Genomic DNA, 14,744 nt, shown 5'->3' on the forward strand with positions numbered 1-14,744 from the left:
ATTCAGAAGTAACGGCATGGATCCTAGGGTCTCCGCAACGTCGCTTCGCTCCTGCTCCGCCCTAGGATGACGAAGGCGTACTGACCTGTGGCCAATCACAGGCGTTGGAGATTGGCATCTAATGCAATCGAAAACCGTGGGGACGCGCGGCTGATGGCATATCGCCAACTGAAGATTAGCCGAAACGACATTGCCTTCGTCATCCTAGGGCGGAGCAGGAGCGAAGCGACGTTGCGGAGACCCTAGGATCCATGCCGTTACTTCTGAATGTTGCGGCGGTGCAGAACATGGATCGCAGGCTGGAGCCATCTCTTGTTCGGCCTTCGGGCCCTTTGGCGGCATCCGCACCAGCTTCCGTCACCTCGCCGTTACAGCGACCTCTTTGGCCGGCAATGCACCCTCTATCAGCGCGGCGACTTCATCGGCTACCGCCAGCACCGGGGCGCGGTCGCGGCTGGCGCGCGCGATCACCATCAGCCCCTCCAGCGATGATTCGACAAGCAGCGCCAGGGCGCGGGCGCGGCGCTCGGGCACCCCGGCCCTGACGAAGGCCGCCTGCAGCAGGCCTACCCATTGCTCGAAAGCCGACCGGCACAGTTCGGCCAGGTCCGGCACGTCGGCCGGCGAGTCCAGCACCACGGGTGCGATCGGACAGCCGAGCGTGAACTGGTTGTCCTCCAGCATGCGTGCGACCGACTGGTAGATGTGGTGGACAGCCACCGCCGGATCTTTTTCGGCGGCCAGCTCTTCGCCAAGCCATCGAGACACCTTGTCCACGCTGTCGCGCGTCACCTCGATGACCAATTGGTCCTTGCCACCCGGAAAATGAAAGTAGAGCGATCCTCTTGGCGCACCGGAGGCGCTCAAGATGTCGTTGAGCGAGGTGCCGTGATAGCCGCGCTGCCTCAGCAGCAGCGCCGTCGCCTCGATGATGCGGATGCGGGTGTCGTTCGCCATGTCAACCTCTGTCAGGAGTGAGCACTATAGGCTTGCGCCGAATATGACAATCGGTCTATATAATATGTAGATCAGTCTATATATTCGGCGCCATTCCATCGAAGAGGAGAACGACAAAATGACCATTCGTGAAGCAGAGGCCCAATGGCAGGGTTCGTTGAAAGAAGGCTCGGGCCGGCTGCGGCTCGGCAGCGGCGTCTTCGAAGGCGCCTATTCCTTCCCGTCGCGCTTCGAAAACGGTCCCGGCACCAATCCCGAGGAACTGATTGCGGCGGCGCATGCCGGCTGCTTTTCAATGGCGCTGAGCGCCATACTGGGCAGCGGCGGCCATGTCCCCGTACGGATTCACACCGTCGCCAAGGTGCATCTCGGCACGAGCACGGCCGGACCGACGCTCACCCGCATCGACCTTGAAACGGAAGCCGAAATCCCGGGCCTGGCGCCCGAAGAATTCCAGCGCCTTGCCCAATCGGCGAAAGCAACTTGCCTCGTTTCCCGGGCTTTGGCGGGCGTGGCTGATATCAGGCTCAGGGCCGACCTCGTCACGGCCGCCGCTGCGGAAAAATGAAATCAGGAGGTACCGAGATGAAACGGGATAGCATCATTGTCGTCCATCCCGACGACCAATCCAGACAGACGGCCGATATCATCCGGCGCTTCAACGACGTGTTCCAGCTTCATGATCCGTCGGCGCTCGCCGAGCTGGTGGCCGAGGACTGCGTCATCGAAAACACCGTGCCGGCGCCGGATGGCGCCCGCCATGCCGGCCGTGAGGCATGCGTGCGGCTGTGGTCGGCGATCGCCAGCGAACCCGGCACCCGCTTCGACGTTGAAGAAACGTTCGTCGCCGGTGAACGGGCGACAATCCGCTGGCGCTACTGGCCCGCCGACGGCAACTCCATCCGTGGCGTCAATCTGATGCGCGTAGCGGACGGGCTGATCGTCGAAGCGATGGGATACGTCAAGGGCTAGCGCCAACAGGCGCTACCGCTCGGTCAGCGCCAGTTTTGCGCGAGCGCGACGAAGGCGCCGGCGAAGGTGCGGCGCATCCTGGTTCTGCAGCAGGGCGTGTCCATGACCCGCAGCGGAAGTTCGCTCGTCCTCGATTGGACTTTGATTTTGGGAGTTGATTTGCTGCAATTCAATAAGAATGCTACCAAATTTAGTCGTCAATATTTTTTGCCGATCAGCGATCAGCCTGCCAAAACGTAGGGCGCGTTCGTCCGCCGCGAAGTCCATCTCGGATTAGCGGGCGCGAGTTCGCGCTATCGGATATGTGCACATCCAGAAGAGCATCGCGAGGTTCGGCGGCATAGGTGCGGCCCCGTAGCCTCAAATCCCGCTTGCATGCATGAACAGCCACCACGGGCACCGGCCAGCGCGCGCGGCGTTGAAGATAGCGCAACGCATCCAAACCCAAGGAGATCGTCATGAATGATATTGAGGAGCGCGGCGAAGCCGCAATCGCAACCCCGTCAGCGCGAAGGGTCGACATCAAGCTCGAAGTCGTCGTCATCCCCGTTTCGGACGTCGATCGAGCCAAGCGATTTTACGGCGGCTTGGGTTGGAGGCTCGACGCCGACATCACAGGCGACGAATTTCGTGTCATCCAGTTTACGCCTCCGGGCTCCTCGTGTTCGATAGTCTTCGGCTCAGGGGTCACCCCAGGGCCCTACGCCCGGGTCGAGCTCGATGTCCTCGAAAGCGTTGGCGAGCTCGTCGTGTCAGACATCGAGGCAGCGCGCGCCGAACTCGCCGATCGCGGTGTCGACGTGAGCGAGGTTTACCACTATGCCGGCAGTGAAGGCCATGTCAGCGGTCCGGACCCTGAGCGGCGCAGCTACTCCTCGTGGGCCTCCTTCAGCGATCCGTCCGGAAATGTCTGGCTGTTGCAGGAGGTCACTGCGCGAGCGCCCGGCCGCGTCGACGCTGACGACACCACATTTGTCTCGCCGGCCGAACTCGCGGCCGCGCTCCGGCGTGCGTCTGCAGCCCATGGCGAGCACGAGAAGCGGACAGGCGGCCAGCGTGATGAGAACTGGCCGGACTGGTATGCCGAGTACATGGTGGCCGAGCAGGCTGGCAAGCCGCTGCCGCTGTAAGGATGGATCACGACGTCATTTGAAACAGCATCGACGCAATAGTAACCCTTTGATCGAGGAGCCAGCGCCCTCGGCGGCTTGATCGAAGTGCAGGGCGTGCGCATCCCGGCACCAACCACGCTTTGAGGCATTAGCGATAACGTTTTGATGTTTCTCGGGCAGACTCGCTTGCAAGCGACCGTGCTCTTATCTTCGGGCGCAAAGCGGCCTCCATCTGGCGCTATTTCATGGCCGACGGCAACTCGCTGCGCGGCGTCAACCTGATGCGCGTCGGGAACGGGCGGATCGTCGAGGCGATGGCTACATGAAGGGGTAGCACCGGCGGCTCTACCGCTCGGTCAGCGCCAGTTTTGCGCCGAGCGCGACGAAGGCGCCGGCGAAGGTGCGGCGCATCCAGGTGAGCACCATCGGCCGCGACACGACATGGCTGCGGATCGAGGCGGCGAAGATGCCGTAGCCGACAAAGACGATGAAGGTCAAAAGCATGAAGACGGAGCTGAGCTCCAGCATCTTCGACAGCGCATGCGGTTCGGTGGTGCTGACGAACTGCGGCAGGAAGGCGAAGAAGAAAATCGACAGCTTCGGGTTGAGGATGTTGATGAGGATGCCTGAGGTGATCACCTTGCCGGTCGTGCGCGGCGCGACATCCTGCCCGACGTTCAAGCTGCCGCTCTCCTTCAGCGTGTTCCACGCCATGTAGAGCAGATAGGCGACGCCCAGATATTTCAGCGTCTCGAAGGCGAGCGCGCTGGTGTGCAGCAGCGCCGCCAGACCGGTGATGGCGGCCGCCATGTGCGGAATGATGCCGAGCGTGCAGCCGAAAGCAGCGATGATGCTGGCGCGCGCGCCACGCGAAAGTCCGGCGCTCAGCGTATAGAGAACGCCGGTGCCGGGCGAAGCCACGACGATCAGCGACGTCAACAAGAATTCGATGCTCACGATGCGTCCTCCGGTGACCTGCCGCCGGCAAGGTAGCCAGCGAAACGCGCGGGCACAAGCCAGCCCGAGGACCGTTAGTGCCTCATTTCGAATTTCGGGTCACGACCCAGGGCGGTATCCCTCGGCGGGATTTTAAAACCAACTCCCGTAGGCGACGTTTCGTCAGAATCGTCAGCTCGTTTCCTGAGGCAAACCTTGCACTGCTGGCCCTGCCGTCATCGCATTGGCCTGATTTTGGACACCACCTTCACTGCGAACGAGGCCAGTCCGGTGCCAGTCCGGAACACTTCTTGACCCGATGCCGTGTAAGCTACAAACTTGTCCTTGCGCCGTGACCACCTCTCCAGAAGCGGGATAATCGTCATGTGTCACAAATCCTTTGGATCGCAGGAGCTGACGAAAGGCAAGGTTGCGGCGCATGCCCTGTCCTGCGCCGCTGTGTTGTTCTTTGTTGCGCGCCCGGTTTTCACGATGCTTCGCTCTGGCAGACAAATGCTTGCGGCGGCTCTCCTGCTTGGACTTTGCGCCAGCGCGAGCGCCGATGACGTGCTTTTCGAAAACGTCCGCATCTTCGACGGGAAGGGCGCCGCACTTTCGGCTCCGTCGAGTGTGCTGGTGCAGGGCAAGCTGATTGAGCGGATTTCGACAAGTCCCATCGCGGCCGAGGGCGCGCAGCGCATCGCCGGCAACGGGCGAACGCTGATGCCGGGGCTGATCGATGCGCATTGGCACGCAATGCTGATTGCATCCACCCCGGCAGAGGCGATGGGCGACATCGGCTTCGCCAATCTTGCGGCCGGCGACGAGGCGACGGATACGCTGATGCGCGGCTTCACCACCGTTCGCGACGTGGGCGGGCCGGTGTTCGGCCTCAAGCGCGCGATAGATCAAGGCATCGTCGCGGGACCGCGCATCTATCCGTCCGGAGCCATGATCACCGTGACCAGCGGGCATGGGGATTTCCGCCAGCTCAGCGACTTGCCCCGGACGATCGGCGGCTTGTTCACCCCCATGGAGAGGAACGGCGGCAGCATAGTCGTGGACAGCCCCGACGAGGTGCGTTTGCGTGCCCGCGAGCAATTCATGCAGGGGGCCGCGCTGCTGAAGCTGACAGCGGGCGGTGGAGTGTCGTCGCCCCACAGCCCGCTCGACGTCACCACCTTCACCGAGCCGGAACTGCGGGCCGCCGTTGAAATTGCCGAGAATTGGGGCACCTACGTCGCCGCGCACGCCTTCACCTCGGATGCGATCCGGAAGGCTGTCGCGGCTGGCGTCAAGTGCATCGAACACGGCTTCCTCATGGACGAGGCAACCGCCAAGCTGATCGCCGAAAAGGACGTTTGGCTGAGCTTGCAGCCGCTTCCCGAATTGATGAGGACAGGCCTCCGAGAGGGTTCGGTCGAGCGAGCCAAGGCCGATGAGGTGTGGCCAGGCATCGGCAGGACCTACGAACTCGCGAAGAAATACAAGATCAAGACGGCATGGGGCACCGATGTCCTGTTCTCCCGCGCGCTGGCGAAGCAGCAGGGAGCAATCCTGGCGTCGCTTGTGCGTTGGTACACGCCTGCCGAAGCACTCGTCATGGCGACCGGGACCAATGCCGAGCTGCTCGCGCTGTCGGGCCTTCGCAATCCCTATCCGGGAAAGCTCGGCGTGATCGAAGAGGGCGCGCTCGCCGACCTCCTGCTCGTCGAAGGCAATCCGCTGGAGAACCTCGACCTGGTGGCCGATCCTGCCAACAACTTCAAAATCATCATGAAGGACGGCCTGATCTACAAAAACACGCTGACTCAGTGAGGAACGACTGAGCCACCCGTCTCTACTCGACGCATCCGATGGCCTGCTGGCGGCCGCGGAGCGCTGGCATTCCACAGCCGAGCGACAAGGAATGGTCGCTTCCAACCCCGAGCTGGAATTCAAACTGAGACCTATCGGGGCCGGTTGTCACAGCGCCGGCAGCCCATGTGCCTTGCGCGCCATCAGGCAGTCGTCGCCACCGGGCATGCAGGCGCGGCAGACGTCCGGTCTGACCTCGTAGATGCCACAAATGGTCGACTTGCCGACCTCGCCGGAAAGTGCCGAGCAGCGCACGCCGTCGCAACGCATGCCGGCCTCGTCGGCAGCCACATATTTCTGCGGGATCAAGTCGAGCTGCGCGTCATCTTCGGTCGAGAAGCGCGGCCATTCGGATGAATAGGAACAGCAGGCGCCACAGCTCTGGCAGTCGAAGAGAGGGGCGGCGCGCTCCTCCAGTGATGAAAAGTCTCCGGCGCTCGCCAGGGCGAGCAGCCCTGACGCAACAGAATTCATACCGGCGTTGCTCGGCAAGGGCGCTATTTTTTCTTCCTGGTCTTGCGCGACACCACGTCCGCCGGCGACTTGAACAGGTCGGTCGCTGCCTCGGCGGCGACATCGGCTTTCGGCGCGGCGGCCGGCTTGGCCAGCTTTGCGGTGGCAGCGGCTGCTGCCGGCTGATCCTTGGCGGAAAATTTTATGGCCATATCAATCCTCGTCGGAGAAACGCGATGATGGCGCATTCGGGTTGCGAAGCCGGCCGATCAGCGCCGAGACCGCCGTGATGTTCATTTCCTCGGGCGACCAGTTCCTGGCCTCCTCGATGTGCCGGGGTGCCAGTTCGCGATGCGTGCTGCCGCTATAGGCGGCATCCTGATGGGTGACGCGCTCACGGGTCTTGGCATTTTCGCGGACATACTCGATCAGATAGTTCGGGCATTCGGAGCGGCCACGCACGCCGAGCCTGACCTGGGCATCGCCATGGGCGCGCTTGCACCGCTCGAGCTTTTCGAGCACGCGCCGGACATACTCGACCGGCTTGTCGAGGGCTCCCACGACATCGGCGATGGTCGAATCGGCGGCGATCGCCTCTTGCGGGACGCGCTTGGTGGCCATCAGCGTTTGCCTGCGCGCTTCGGCGCGGCCGCGAGCGAGGCGGCTGCAGCCAGCTCGTCAGCTTCCTTTTCCAGGCGCAGTTCGCGCAGCCGCGCGGTCTTGGCTTCCCGGGCCTGGCTGACAGCATCCTGCTCGGAAATAATGCGGTTGAGCGACATGGACTGGGTCTGGGTCTTGCTGAAGATGGATTCGGCGTGGTCGCGGGATTTCTTCGAAGTGGCGGTCAAGGTCTTTCTCCCGGTTCGGAGCGTAATGCCGAAAATGGCGAGACCGGTCTTTCGACCAGGACCACGCACAAAGCAATACGGCAGTCGATTTCAAATTGCTGGAGCATCCTTAGCACGTTCAAGCGAACGCGCGGTGCTCTTTTCGAACTTTGCGGCGCCCGAAACGCAAAAGGCCAGGCATTGCCTGACCTCCGCCGGAGCGCCGCGCGGCCGGTTGAACGCGCGTGCACTTGCTCATTCTGCGCATGATCCTTTCCGGAAACCGGTGTTTCCGGGGTCATGCGCTGGAATTTGCCGTTCACCGGTGCCAGTACATCCGTGGTCACCAGCGAGGCTGAATTCCGTTTTAGGCCGCCTTCAACTGATCGGCGGACATCTTGCCCGACTTGTTGTCGCGGACCATCTCGTAGCCGAGCTTCTGGCCCTCGACGATGTCGCGCATTCCGGCGCGCTCTACGGCCGAGATGTGGACAAAAACGTCGGCCGAGCCGTCGTCAGGCTGAATAAAACCGAAACCCTTGGTGGCATTGAACCATTTAACTGTGCCTGTGCTCATAACGAACCCTTTCCGTGGCAAATATTCGTTCGCAGTCATGCGAATGCACAACAGCGTTTGTCTCGATTTTGATGGGGGAAGTTCGTCAAAGGCGCGCCTGGACACGCGGATAACAAAAGTCGGTCAAACAAATATCGACGAATTGCTTTTAGACTTCTTTTGGCGCCGTGTCAATTTTTTGCTTTCGCCGTCTGCTTTCGTCGTCGGCGGGCCAATGGCGGCACGCTGGCTGCGCAGCCAATTCGACGGCGGATCTGACGCCGAAAACCGGGCCCAGCGTCAGCTGTTAAAAATGTAAAAAAAAATCGCGCCATGCCGGGAACCATCTTGGCATCCGTGCATTTTAAATATCGCCAGCAGTTCATGAGAGCAATCTCAGGAAAGGCTGACACAAAGGACGCCTCCCGTGCAATAAAACGCGCGAGGGGCGTTCTTTTATGCCGGGCAGCAATCGCCATGGCGGTCAGGGCCAAAGGCCGTGGCCTGTTGATTGACCGACGAGGCAGGGCTCCGGAACCGAAAACCCAGCCACCCGTTTCCCAAAAGCAGATTCCGGGAGATGCGGCCATGGTGAACAAGAGGCAGATTGCGGGCCTAGCCAAGCAGCTCAAGGGCTCGGTGAAGAAAGCCGCCGGCAAGGCCACCGGCAACAGGCGCGTCCAGGCTGAAGGCGTGGCCGACAAGATCGCCGGCAAAATGCAGAAGGCCTATGGCGACATCAAGCACAAGCTCAGGAAGGTGATCTGAACCCTGCGCTGTTGTTTCGATAGCGATGAGGAAAGCGGTTTAGCGGTCCGCTGTCTGCTTCAGTTGCCGTTAGAAATTCAGGCTCTTTGAGAAAGCGTTGGTGAAGGCGATCTCGCCATGGTCGCCAACGGCTTCGCCAAGCGCCACGTCCATGCTGTCGCCGCTCACCCGCGCCAGCGCGAAGCCGCCCATATAAGCGGCCTTCGGCTTGAACAGGTCGAGCCCATCGCTGCGGTAGATCATCGCTGTCTCGTGCTGGTGGCCATGGAAGATGCCGATGACGTTGTAGCCCTTCAGCGCCGCCAGCAGCGCCTGCCGGTCCGCCTCGCTCCACCAGTGCGGCGCGCCAGCGCCTTCATCGTCGAAGGTTCCTTTGGCGGCATCCCACCGTTCGATCGAGAAAACATCCCAACCATAGTGCTGGAACAGGATGACGGGGCGGCCGTCCGCTGCATAGGTCGCCAGATCCTGCTTCAGCCATGGCAGGCCGGGGACCGCGCCGTGGCCGGTGTCGCCGGCGAAACGGTGCGTCTGGACTAGATGCAGGCCGCCCCAGTCCCACGAGTAGCAGTCGGTGTCGACATCGTAACTGGTCACCGGCACCGGCGGCTTGAAGAACACGCCGGCACGATGGTTGACCTCGACATAGTCCCGCAATTCGCGGCGGTACCAGTCGACGTGGTTTGGCGGGCCGTTCTGGTCGAGATCGTGGTTGCCGAGGCCGACATAGACCGGCACATGCACGCGATCGGGGCCGACGCCCTGCTGGAAACGCTGGCTGAACTGGAGCAACTGCGTGCCTTCGCTGGGCCGGATGACCTGGCCGCCGCCGTCGTCGGTCATGTCGCCGCCGACGACGAGGCCGAGCGGCGTGCCGATGCGGCTGCCGGCTGAGCGCAGGCCGGTGGCGATGCCGTTGATTTCGGCCGGCCAGTGCTTCTCGCCAATGGCGTTCAACGCGGCGACACTGCGCAGCAAGGCGGCGTCGGTCTTGCCTTCCTGCTGGCAATTGGGGCTCAGCCCGCTGGCCATGCGGCAGGCATGGACATCGGCGACGAACAGGAAGGTGGCGTCGACAGGCGCAATGCGCTGTCCGGTCTGTCCGAGCGCCGGTCGCGCAAGGACGCCGGCCGCGGCCAACCCTGCTCCCTGCGTCAGGAAGCGGCGCCGGGAGAGTGATCCTGCCGAGATACGATTCATGGCGTGAAATTCAGCACAGCCGGCGCCTCTTCGTCCAGTTGCCGCGAACGGTATGTCGACACGCTGCCGCAGGTCTGGCATTGCTTCAGGTCAGGACTCAACTTGCGCGGGAAAACGCTATGAAGACTATATCCATCGCAACGGCACTTACCATCCTGGCGAGCGCCGCTCATGGTGCCGAGTGCATTGACGCCAAAGCCGCCAAGGCCGGATTCATTCTCGAAAGGCCCGGCATCCACAGCGAGTTTCGACCGGCGGCGGGTGGAATGGTGTCGGTCGCCAACGAATACCAATCCCAATCGCCGCAGACGCAGTTTCTGTTCGGCGGTCTGATCGAGGTGTTTCGCGACAGCGAGACCGGTCAGCTTGCGATGATCCCGTTTTCGGATCTCAGAAAGCTGTTTCCGCTCAAGGCCGGGGCGAAAAGTAAGACCGTGTTCGTCCGCCTCGCTGCAAACAAACAGCCCAAGGGCACCGAGACGCTCGAGATCAGCGTCAAAGGCAAGGAGACGTTCAGCCTGGGCGACTGCAAATACAACGTGCTCGCCGTCAGGCTTACGATCAAGAACGGGGCCGGCAAGACCCAGGATGAATTCACCGCGCTCTATGCGCCCGATCTGCAGGCCGTTCTGGCCAGGCGCTATGACGAGGGCACCAACGCCGAAAGCGTGGTCGGCTACGAGGTCATCAAACCGCTGCCGAATTAACCCCCCGGCAGGGGAGAAGGCGACTCCGGCATCAAAAGGCTTTGTACTGCCGCAGCACCCTGCGACGTCGCTTCGCTCTTGCTTCGCCCTTGGATGACGAAACTGGGGAAACTCCCTGCTCCAGCGCGTTCAGGCAATCGCGCAGCACAGCAGAATCCTGCGTCGTCTTGGCCATCGACATGGCGCCGGAATAGGTCGCGACCGCGAGTGCCGCGAAACGCTGCGGATCGGTGTCCTGCTCCCTGCCCGCTTGCTGGTCGGCCCCGACCTTGGCGGCGATCGCCTGGCGCCACGCCGAAAAAATGCCGGCAAGGGCGGTGCGGAAATCCGGATCGGCAAGCGACAATTCATGCGCCAGGTTGTTGAGCGGGCAGCCGCGCACGAAACCCTGTTGCTCCAGTTCCGCGGCCACGGCCTCGAACACGCTGCGCACGCCCTCGCGCGCCGAGCCTGCCGCCTGCACCGGCGCGATCCATGTTGCTTCGACGGCTGCGGCGACCCGCTCCTCGATCACCGCCAGGGCCAGCGCCTTCTTGGTCGGGAAGTGATGATGCAGCGCGCCGCCGGTGACGCCTGCCGCGGCCATCAGGTCGCCGAGGCTGGAGGCATGGTAGCCGCGCGCCTGAAACAAGGCTTCGGCGACATCGAGCACGCGTTTGCGCAGGCCTTCCGGGTCGTTGGTCCGTTTGCCGGGCTGCGCCTTTGGGCGAGCGGTCATCTCTGCTGACATTTTTCAACGATAGCAGATTGACAAAACAGGACAACCGGTCTGTTTATAAAACAGGATGAACGCCCTGTTTTGGAGATTGCGCGATGAGCCTGCCCCTGAATGCCGCGTCCAAATCCGGCCTCAACGCCTCGCCGGTCGTCGAGCTCAGGCAATACACGCTGAAACCTGGCCGGCGCGACACGCTGATCGGGATCTTCGACGGTCACCTCATCGAGGGTCAGGAAGCGGCTGACATGACCATCATCGGTCAGTTTCGCGATCTCGACCGGCCTGACATGTTCATCTGGCTGCGCGGCTTCGAGGGTATGGAAGCGCGGAAAAATGCACTGACCGCGTTCTATGAGGGGCCCGTATGGGCCGCCTGGCGCGACGCCGCCAACGCCACGATGATCTCCTCCGATGACGTGCTGTTGCTGAAACCGGCATGGCCCGGCGCCGGATTCGATCTGTCGGGATCGCAACGAGCAGCCTTGGCTGGTTACGAAAAACCAAGCGGAGACAATCGCTTGTCGGATATTGTTATAATCAAGATTCATCATCTGCGGCACGGCGCCGAAGCCGACTTCGCCAGCCGCTTCAAAACCGACGCGATTGCCGTGTTGGCGGCACTTGGCGCGCGGCCGCTTGCTGCGTTTGTCTCCGAACATGCCGAAAACAGCTTTCCCCGCCTGCCGGTGCGATCAGGCGAAAATGTCTTCATCAGCGTCGCCGCCTTCGACAGCGCGGACGCCCACGAAAGCGTTGAAGCCGCGCTTGCCGCGGCGCCGGCCTGGCAGGCATTGCAGTCGAGCCTGGCCAGACCGACGGAAACGCTGCGCCTATCTCCAACCGCACGATCGCTGCTTGGGCGGTGAGCGGCAAACTTCTTCCTTCTCCCCTTGTGGGAGAAGGTGGATCGGCGCGCAGCGCCGAGCCGGATGAGGGGTGTTGGACGGAGTGCTGTCGGTGCCAAGCTGGAGCACCCCTCATCCGACCTCGCTTCGCGAGGCCACCTTCTCCCACAAGGGGAGAAGGAAGAGTCCCCCCTCTTCAACCGATTTGCATCCTTGTCGCCCGCAATCTCCGCTTGAAGCCATTTGTGCAACGCGATAGGCCGTTTGCAAATTGCAATCCGGAGAGACATGTGAGCGCGCCAGAGACCAGAACCGAATCCGACACGTTCGGTCCCATCGAGGTTGCCGCCGATCGTTACTGGGGCGCGCAGGCGCAGCGTTCGCTGGGCAATTTCAAAATCGGCTGGGAAAAGCAGCCGGCGTCGATCGTTCGCGCGCTCGGCATCGTCAAGCAGGCGGCGGCCGAAACCAATATGGAGCTGAAGCGGCTCGACCCGGCCATCGGCAGGGCGATCATCGAAGCCTCTCAGGAAGTCATCGACGGCAAGCTGAACGATCATTTCCCGCTGGTCGTCTGGCAGACCGGCTCGGGCACGCAATCCAACATGAACGCCAACGAGGTGATCTCCAACCGGGCGATCGAACTGCTGGGCGGTGTCATGGGGTCGAAGAAACCGGTGCATCCCAACGACCACGTCAATATGAGCCAGTCGTCGAACGATACCTATCCGACGGCCATGCACATCGCCTGCGCCGAGCGCATCGTGCACGATTTGTTGCCGGCGCTCAGGCATTTGCACGCCGCGCTGGAGACCAAGACCAAAGCATTCGCCCACATCGTCAAGATCGGCCGCACCCACACGCAGGACGCGACGCCCCTCACCCTTGGCCAGGAATTTTCGGGCTATGCCGCGCAGGTCGCCTCCTCGATCAAACGCATCGAGATGACGCTGCCCGGCCTGCAGGAACTGGCGCAAGGCGGCACGGCCGTCGGCACCGGCCTCAACGCGCCGGTCGGCTTTGCCGAGAGAGTGGCGGATCGCATCGCCGCGATCACCGGCATCGCCTTCGTCACCGCGCCAAACAAGTTCGAGGCGCTGGCGGCGCATGATTCCATGGTGTTCTCGCATGGCGCCATCAACGCCTGCGCCGGCGCCCTGTTCAAGATTGCCAACGACATTCGTCTGCTCGGCTCCGGCCCGCGCTCCGGCCTTGGTGAACTGTCGCTACCGGAAAACGAGCCCGGTTCGTCGATCATGCCGGGCAAGGTCAATCCCACCCAGTGCGAGGCGATGACCCAGGTCTGCATCCAGGTGTTCGGCAACAATGCGGCCGTGACCTTCGCCGGCAGCCAGGGCCATTTCGAGCTCAACGTCTACAACCCGCTGATGGCCTACAATTTCCTGCAGTCGGTGCAACTGCTCGCCGACGCCTCCATCTCGTTCACCGACAATTGCGTCGTCGGCATCGAGGCGCGGGAAGACAATATCAAGGCCGCCCTCGACCGTTCGCTGATGCTGGTGACAGCACTGGCGCCGACCATCGGCTACGACAACGCCGCCAAGATCGCCAAGACCGCTCACAAGAACGGCACAACCCTGCGTGAGGAAGCGCTTGCCACCGGGCTGGTCAGCGAAGCCGACTACGACCGCCTGGTTCGGCCAGAGGAGATGACGCATCCGGGATGATCTTGCGCTGATCGCAAAAACTTTACTGCGGTGAACAATCTGTAACCAAATCTGCATCTTTGGTGAACAGTCGCCCTGCTCTATGTGGGTGGGCACCACAACCCCTCCCGGAGAGAGCCCATCATGTCCACCAACACGACCGTTGCCGGTTCCGGCACCGTATCCAATGCCTCAGGCAGCATCCTGCTCGGCCGTATCCTGCTTTCGGTCATCTTCGTGCTTTCCGGTTTCGGCAAGCTCACTGCGATCGCCGGCACCGCCGGTTACTTCGGCAGCATGGGTCTGCCGATGCCGACCGTGACGGCGATTGTCGTCGGGCTGCTCGAGCTGCTCGGCGGCCTCGCCATCCTCATCGGCTTTCAGACCCGGATCACCGCCTGGGTGCTGGCAATCTTCACCGTCGCCACGGGATTGGTCGCCCACACCGGCTGGGCCGATCAGATGCAGATGATCAGCTTCATGAAGAACCTGGCGATTGCCGGCGGCTTCCTCGTGCTGGCTTCCTCGGGCGCCGGCGCCTATTCGGTCGACGGCAAGCGCGGCTGAAGCGGTCCAGAAACCACTTGCAGCAAGGGGCGCGGAATTTTCCGCGTCCCTTTTTCGTTGTCGGTTTATGCCCGTCGATCAGCCGGCCGGACTTTCTGCTAGGATGAGGTGTCGGGGTGAAGCCAACCGCCGCCGACGTCGGAGGTGACCAATGCCGCGCGATGCGCTGCTTCTGCTTTCGCGGCTGCTGCTCGCCGCTCTATTCGTTCCGTCCGGCTTTCACGCGCTTACCGACATTGCTGGCACATCGGGCTATTTTTCCGGCCTTGGCCTGCCGCTGCCGACGCTCGCAGCCTGGGCGACGGGGCTGTTCGAATTGATCGCCGGACTGCTCATCCTCGTCGGCCTCAAGACGCCGATCGCGGCGCTCCTGCTTGCCGCTTTCTGCATCGCGGCAGGCTTCATCGGCCACTATGGCCAGGGCGGCGACGATCCGACGCTGACCTTCATGCATTCGCAGATGCTGATGAAGGACATCGCGCTATCGGGCGGTTTTCTGGCGCTGGCAATGGCAGGCGCCGGCGCCTACTCGATCGACGGGCGGATGCTTCGGATCGGCGCTGAAACGACTTGACCGACACAACTGCCGGACTGAGCCGAAT

General features: G+C 62.3%; 21 protein-coding genes. 11 read left to right on the top strand and 10 right to left on the bottom strand.

The genetic code is table 11. The annotated features are described in order from the left end of the window. Window positions 1-357: 357 nt before the first annotated feature. Window positions 358-957: a TetR/AcrR family transcriptional regulator gene (locus AC0L2A_RS21840; RefSeq protein WP_473610596.1), complete on the bottom strand. Its 600-nt coding sequence runs from the start codon at window positions 955-957 to the stop codon at window positions 358-360. A 118-nt stretch (window positions 958-1,075) separates the two neighbouring features. Here AC0L2A_RS21840 and AC0L2A_RS21845 point away from each other — a divergent pair, with 118 nt between their 5' ends. Beyond that, window positions 1,076-1,525 (top strand): OsmC family protein, encoded by a 450-nt coding sequence (locus AC0L2A_RS21845; RefSeq protein ID WP_473610597.1) that lies wholly within the window; start codon window positions 1,076-1,078, stop codon window positions 1,523-1,525. Between the two features lie 17 nt (window positions 1,526-1,542). Then, window positions 1,543-1,929 carry a nuclear transport factor 2 family protein gene (locus tag AC0L2A_RS21850; protein ID WP_473610598.1) on the top strand — a complete coding sequence of 129 codons (387 nt, stop codon included), beginning with the start codon at window positions 1,543-1,545 and terminating at the stop codon, window positions 1,927-1,929. 12 nt (window positions 1,930-1,941) lie between these two features. Here AC0L2A_RS21850 and AC0L2A_RS21855 read toward each other — a convergent pair whose 3' ends face one another. After that, the gene (locus AC0L2A_RS21855; protein WP_473610600.1) at window positions 1,942-2,196 is read right to left on the bottom strand and encodes a hypothetical protein; all 255 of its coding nucleotides are present in this window, start codon (window positions 2,194-2,196) and stop codon (window positions 1,942-1,944) included. Between the two features lie 191 nt (window positions 2,197-2,387). Here AC0L2A_RS21855 and AC0L2A_RS21860 point away from each other — a divergent pair, with 191 nt between their 5' ends. Beyond that, window positions 2,388-3,059: a VOC family protein gene (locus AC0L2A_RS21860; protein ID WP_473610601.1), complete on the top strand. Its 672-nt coding sequence runs from the start codon at window positions 2,388-2,390 to the stop codon at window positions 3,057-3,059. Between the two features lie 327 nt (window positions 3,060-3,386). On the opposite strand, the gene AC0L2A_RS21865 is transcribed toward AC0L2A_RS21860, so the two are convergent. After that, window positions 3,387-3,998 (bottom strand): LysE family translocator, encoded by a 612-nt coding sequence (locus tag AC0L2A_RS21865; protein WP_473610603.1) that lies wholly within the window; start codon window positions 3,996-3,998, stop codon window positions 3,387-3,389. Window positions 3,999-4,490: 492 nt separating this feature from the next. On the opposite strand from AC0L2A_RS21865, the gene AC0L2A_RS21870 reads away from it, so the two are divergent. Beyond that, on the top strand, window positions 4,491-5,795 hold the full coding sequence (locus AC0L2A_RS21870; RefSeq protein ID WP_473610604.1) for a metal-dependent hydrolase family protein: 1,305 nt from the start codon (window positions 4,491-4,493) through the stop codon (window positions 5,793-5,795). 147 nt (window positions 5,796-5,942) lie between these two features. Here AC0L2A_RS21870 and AC0L2A_RS21875 read toward each other — a convergent pair whose 3' ends face one another. The 5 genes from AC0L2A_RS21875 to AC0L2A_RS21895 form a co-directional block, all read right to left on the bottom strand. After that, a complete protein-coding gene (locus AC0L2A_RS21875) occupies window positions 5,943-6,308 on the bottom strand; it encodes a YkgJ family cysteine cluster protein (protein ID WP_473610605.1) in 366 nt (121 codons plus the stop codon). A 23-nt stretch (window positions 6,309-6,331) separates the two neighbouring features. Further along, window positions 6,332-6,499, bottom strand: coding sequence for a hypothetical protein (locus AC0L2A_RS21880; RefSeq protein WP_473610607.1), 168 nt, complete (start codon window positions 6,497-6,499; stop codon window positions 6,332-6,334). Window position 6,500: 1 nt separating this feature from the next. Beyond that, complete coding sequence (locus AC0L2A_RS21885; RefSeq protein ID WP_473492436.1) at window positions 6,501-6,908, bottom strand: hypothetical protein; 408 nt, start codon at window positions 6,906-6,908, stop codon at window positions 6,501-6,503. Continuing rightward, window positions 6,908-7,135 (bottom strand): hypothetical protein, encoded by a 228-nt coding sequence (locus AC0L2A_RS21890; RefSeq protein WP_287243968.1) that lies wholly within the window; start codon window positions 7,133-7,135, stop codon window positions 6,908-6,910. The genes AC0L2A_RS21885 and AC0L2A_RS21890 overlap by 1 nt, the downstream gene beginning before the upstream one ends. 346 nt (window positions 7,136-7,481) lie before the next feature. After that, complete coding sequence (locus AC0L2A_RS21895; protein WP_010915421.1) at window positions 7,482-7,691, bottom strand: cold-shock protein; 210 nt, start codon at window positions 7,689-7,691, stop codon at window positions 7,482-7,484. A 43-nt stretch (window positions 7,692-7,734) separates the two neighbouring features. On the opposite strand from AC0L2A_RS21895, the gene AC0L2A_RS21900 reads away from it, so the two are divergent. After that, the gene (locus AC0L2A_RS21900) at window positions 7,735-7,989 is read left to right on the top strand and encodes a hypothetical protein (RefSeq protein WP_473610608.1); all 255 of its coding nucleotides are present in this window, start codon (window positions 7,735-7,737) and stop codon (window positions 7,987-7,989) included. A gap of 269 nt (window positions 7,990-8,258) precedes the next feature. Next, a complete protein-coding gene (locus tag AC0L2A_RS21905) occupies window positions 8,259-8,438 on the top strand; it encodes a CsbD family protein (RefSeq protein WP_473610609.1) in 180 nt (59 codons plus the stop codon). 69 nt (window positions 8,439-8,507) lie between these two features. On the opposite strand, the gene AC0L2A_RS21910 is transcribed toward AC0L2A_RS21905, so the two are convergent. Beyond that, window positions 8,508-9,638: a metallophosphoesterase gene (locus AC0L2A_RS21910; RefSeq protein WP_473610611.1), complete on the bottom strand. Its 1,131-nt coding sequence runs from the start codon at window positions 9,636-9,638 to the stop codon at window positions 8,508-8,510. 119 nt (window positions 9,639-9,757) lie between these two features. Here AC0L2A_RS21910 and AC0L2A_RS21915 point away from each other — a divergent pair, with 119 nt between their 5' ends. Continuing rightward, a complete protein-coding gene (locus tag AC0L2A_RS21915) occupies window positions 9,758-10,345 on the top strand; it encodes a hypothetical protein (protein ID WP_473610612.1) in 588 nt (195 codons plus the stop codon). Between the two features lie 31 nt (window positions 10,346-10,376). On the opposite strand, the gene AC0L2A_RS21920 is transcribed toward AC0L2A_RS21915, so the two are convergent. Further along, complete coding sequence (locus tag AC0L2A_RS21920) at window positions 10,377-11,063, bottom strand: TetR/AcrR family transcriptional regulator (protein ID WP_473610613.1); 687 nt, start codon at window positions 11,061-11,063, stop codon at window positions 10,377-10,379. A gap of 95 nt (window positions 11,064-11,158) precedes the next feature. Here AC0L2A_RS21920 and AC0L2A_RS21925 point away from each other — a divergent pair, with 95 nt between their 5' ends. The 4 genes from AC0L2A_RS21925 to AC0L2A_RS21940 all read left to right on the top strand — a co-directional run bounded on the left by AC0L2A_RS21925 (window position 11,159) and on the right by AC0L2A_RS21940 (window position 14,716). Continuing rightward, the gene (locus AC0L2A_RS21925) at window positions 11,159-11,929 is read left to right on the top strand and encodes an NIPSNAP family protein (RefSeq protein WP_473610615.1); all 771 of its coding nucleotides are present in this window, start codon (window positions 11,159-11,161) and stop codon (window positions 11,927-11,929) included. Between the two features lie 269 nt (window positions 11,930-12,198). Further along, the gene (gene fumC, locus AC0L2A_RS21930; protein ID WP_473610616.1) at window positions 12,199-13,596 is read left to right on the top strand and encodes a class II fumarate hydratase; all 1,398 of its coding nucleotides are present in this window, start codon (window positions 12,199-12,201) and stop codon (window positions 13,594-13,596) included. A gap of 123 nt (window positions 13,597-13,719) precedes the next feature. Next, window positions 13,720-14,142, top strand: coding sequence for a DoxX family protein (locus AC0L2A_RS21935; protein ID WP_473610617.1), 423 nt, complete (start codon window positions 13,720-13,722; stop codon window positions 14,140-14,142). Window positions 14,143-14,293: 151 nt separating this feature from the next. Next, a complete protein-coding gene (locus AC0L2A_RS21940; RefSeq protein WP_473610618.1) occupies window positions 14,294-14,716 on the top strand; it encodes a DoxX family protein in 423 nt (140 codons plus the stop codon). Window positions 14,717-14,744 lie beyond the last annotated feature (28 nt).

It is taken from the genome of Mesorhizobium sp. WSM4844 (assembly GCF_055811775.1).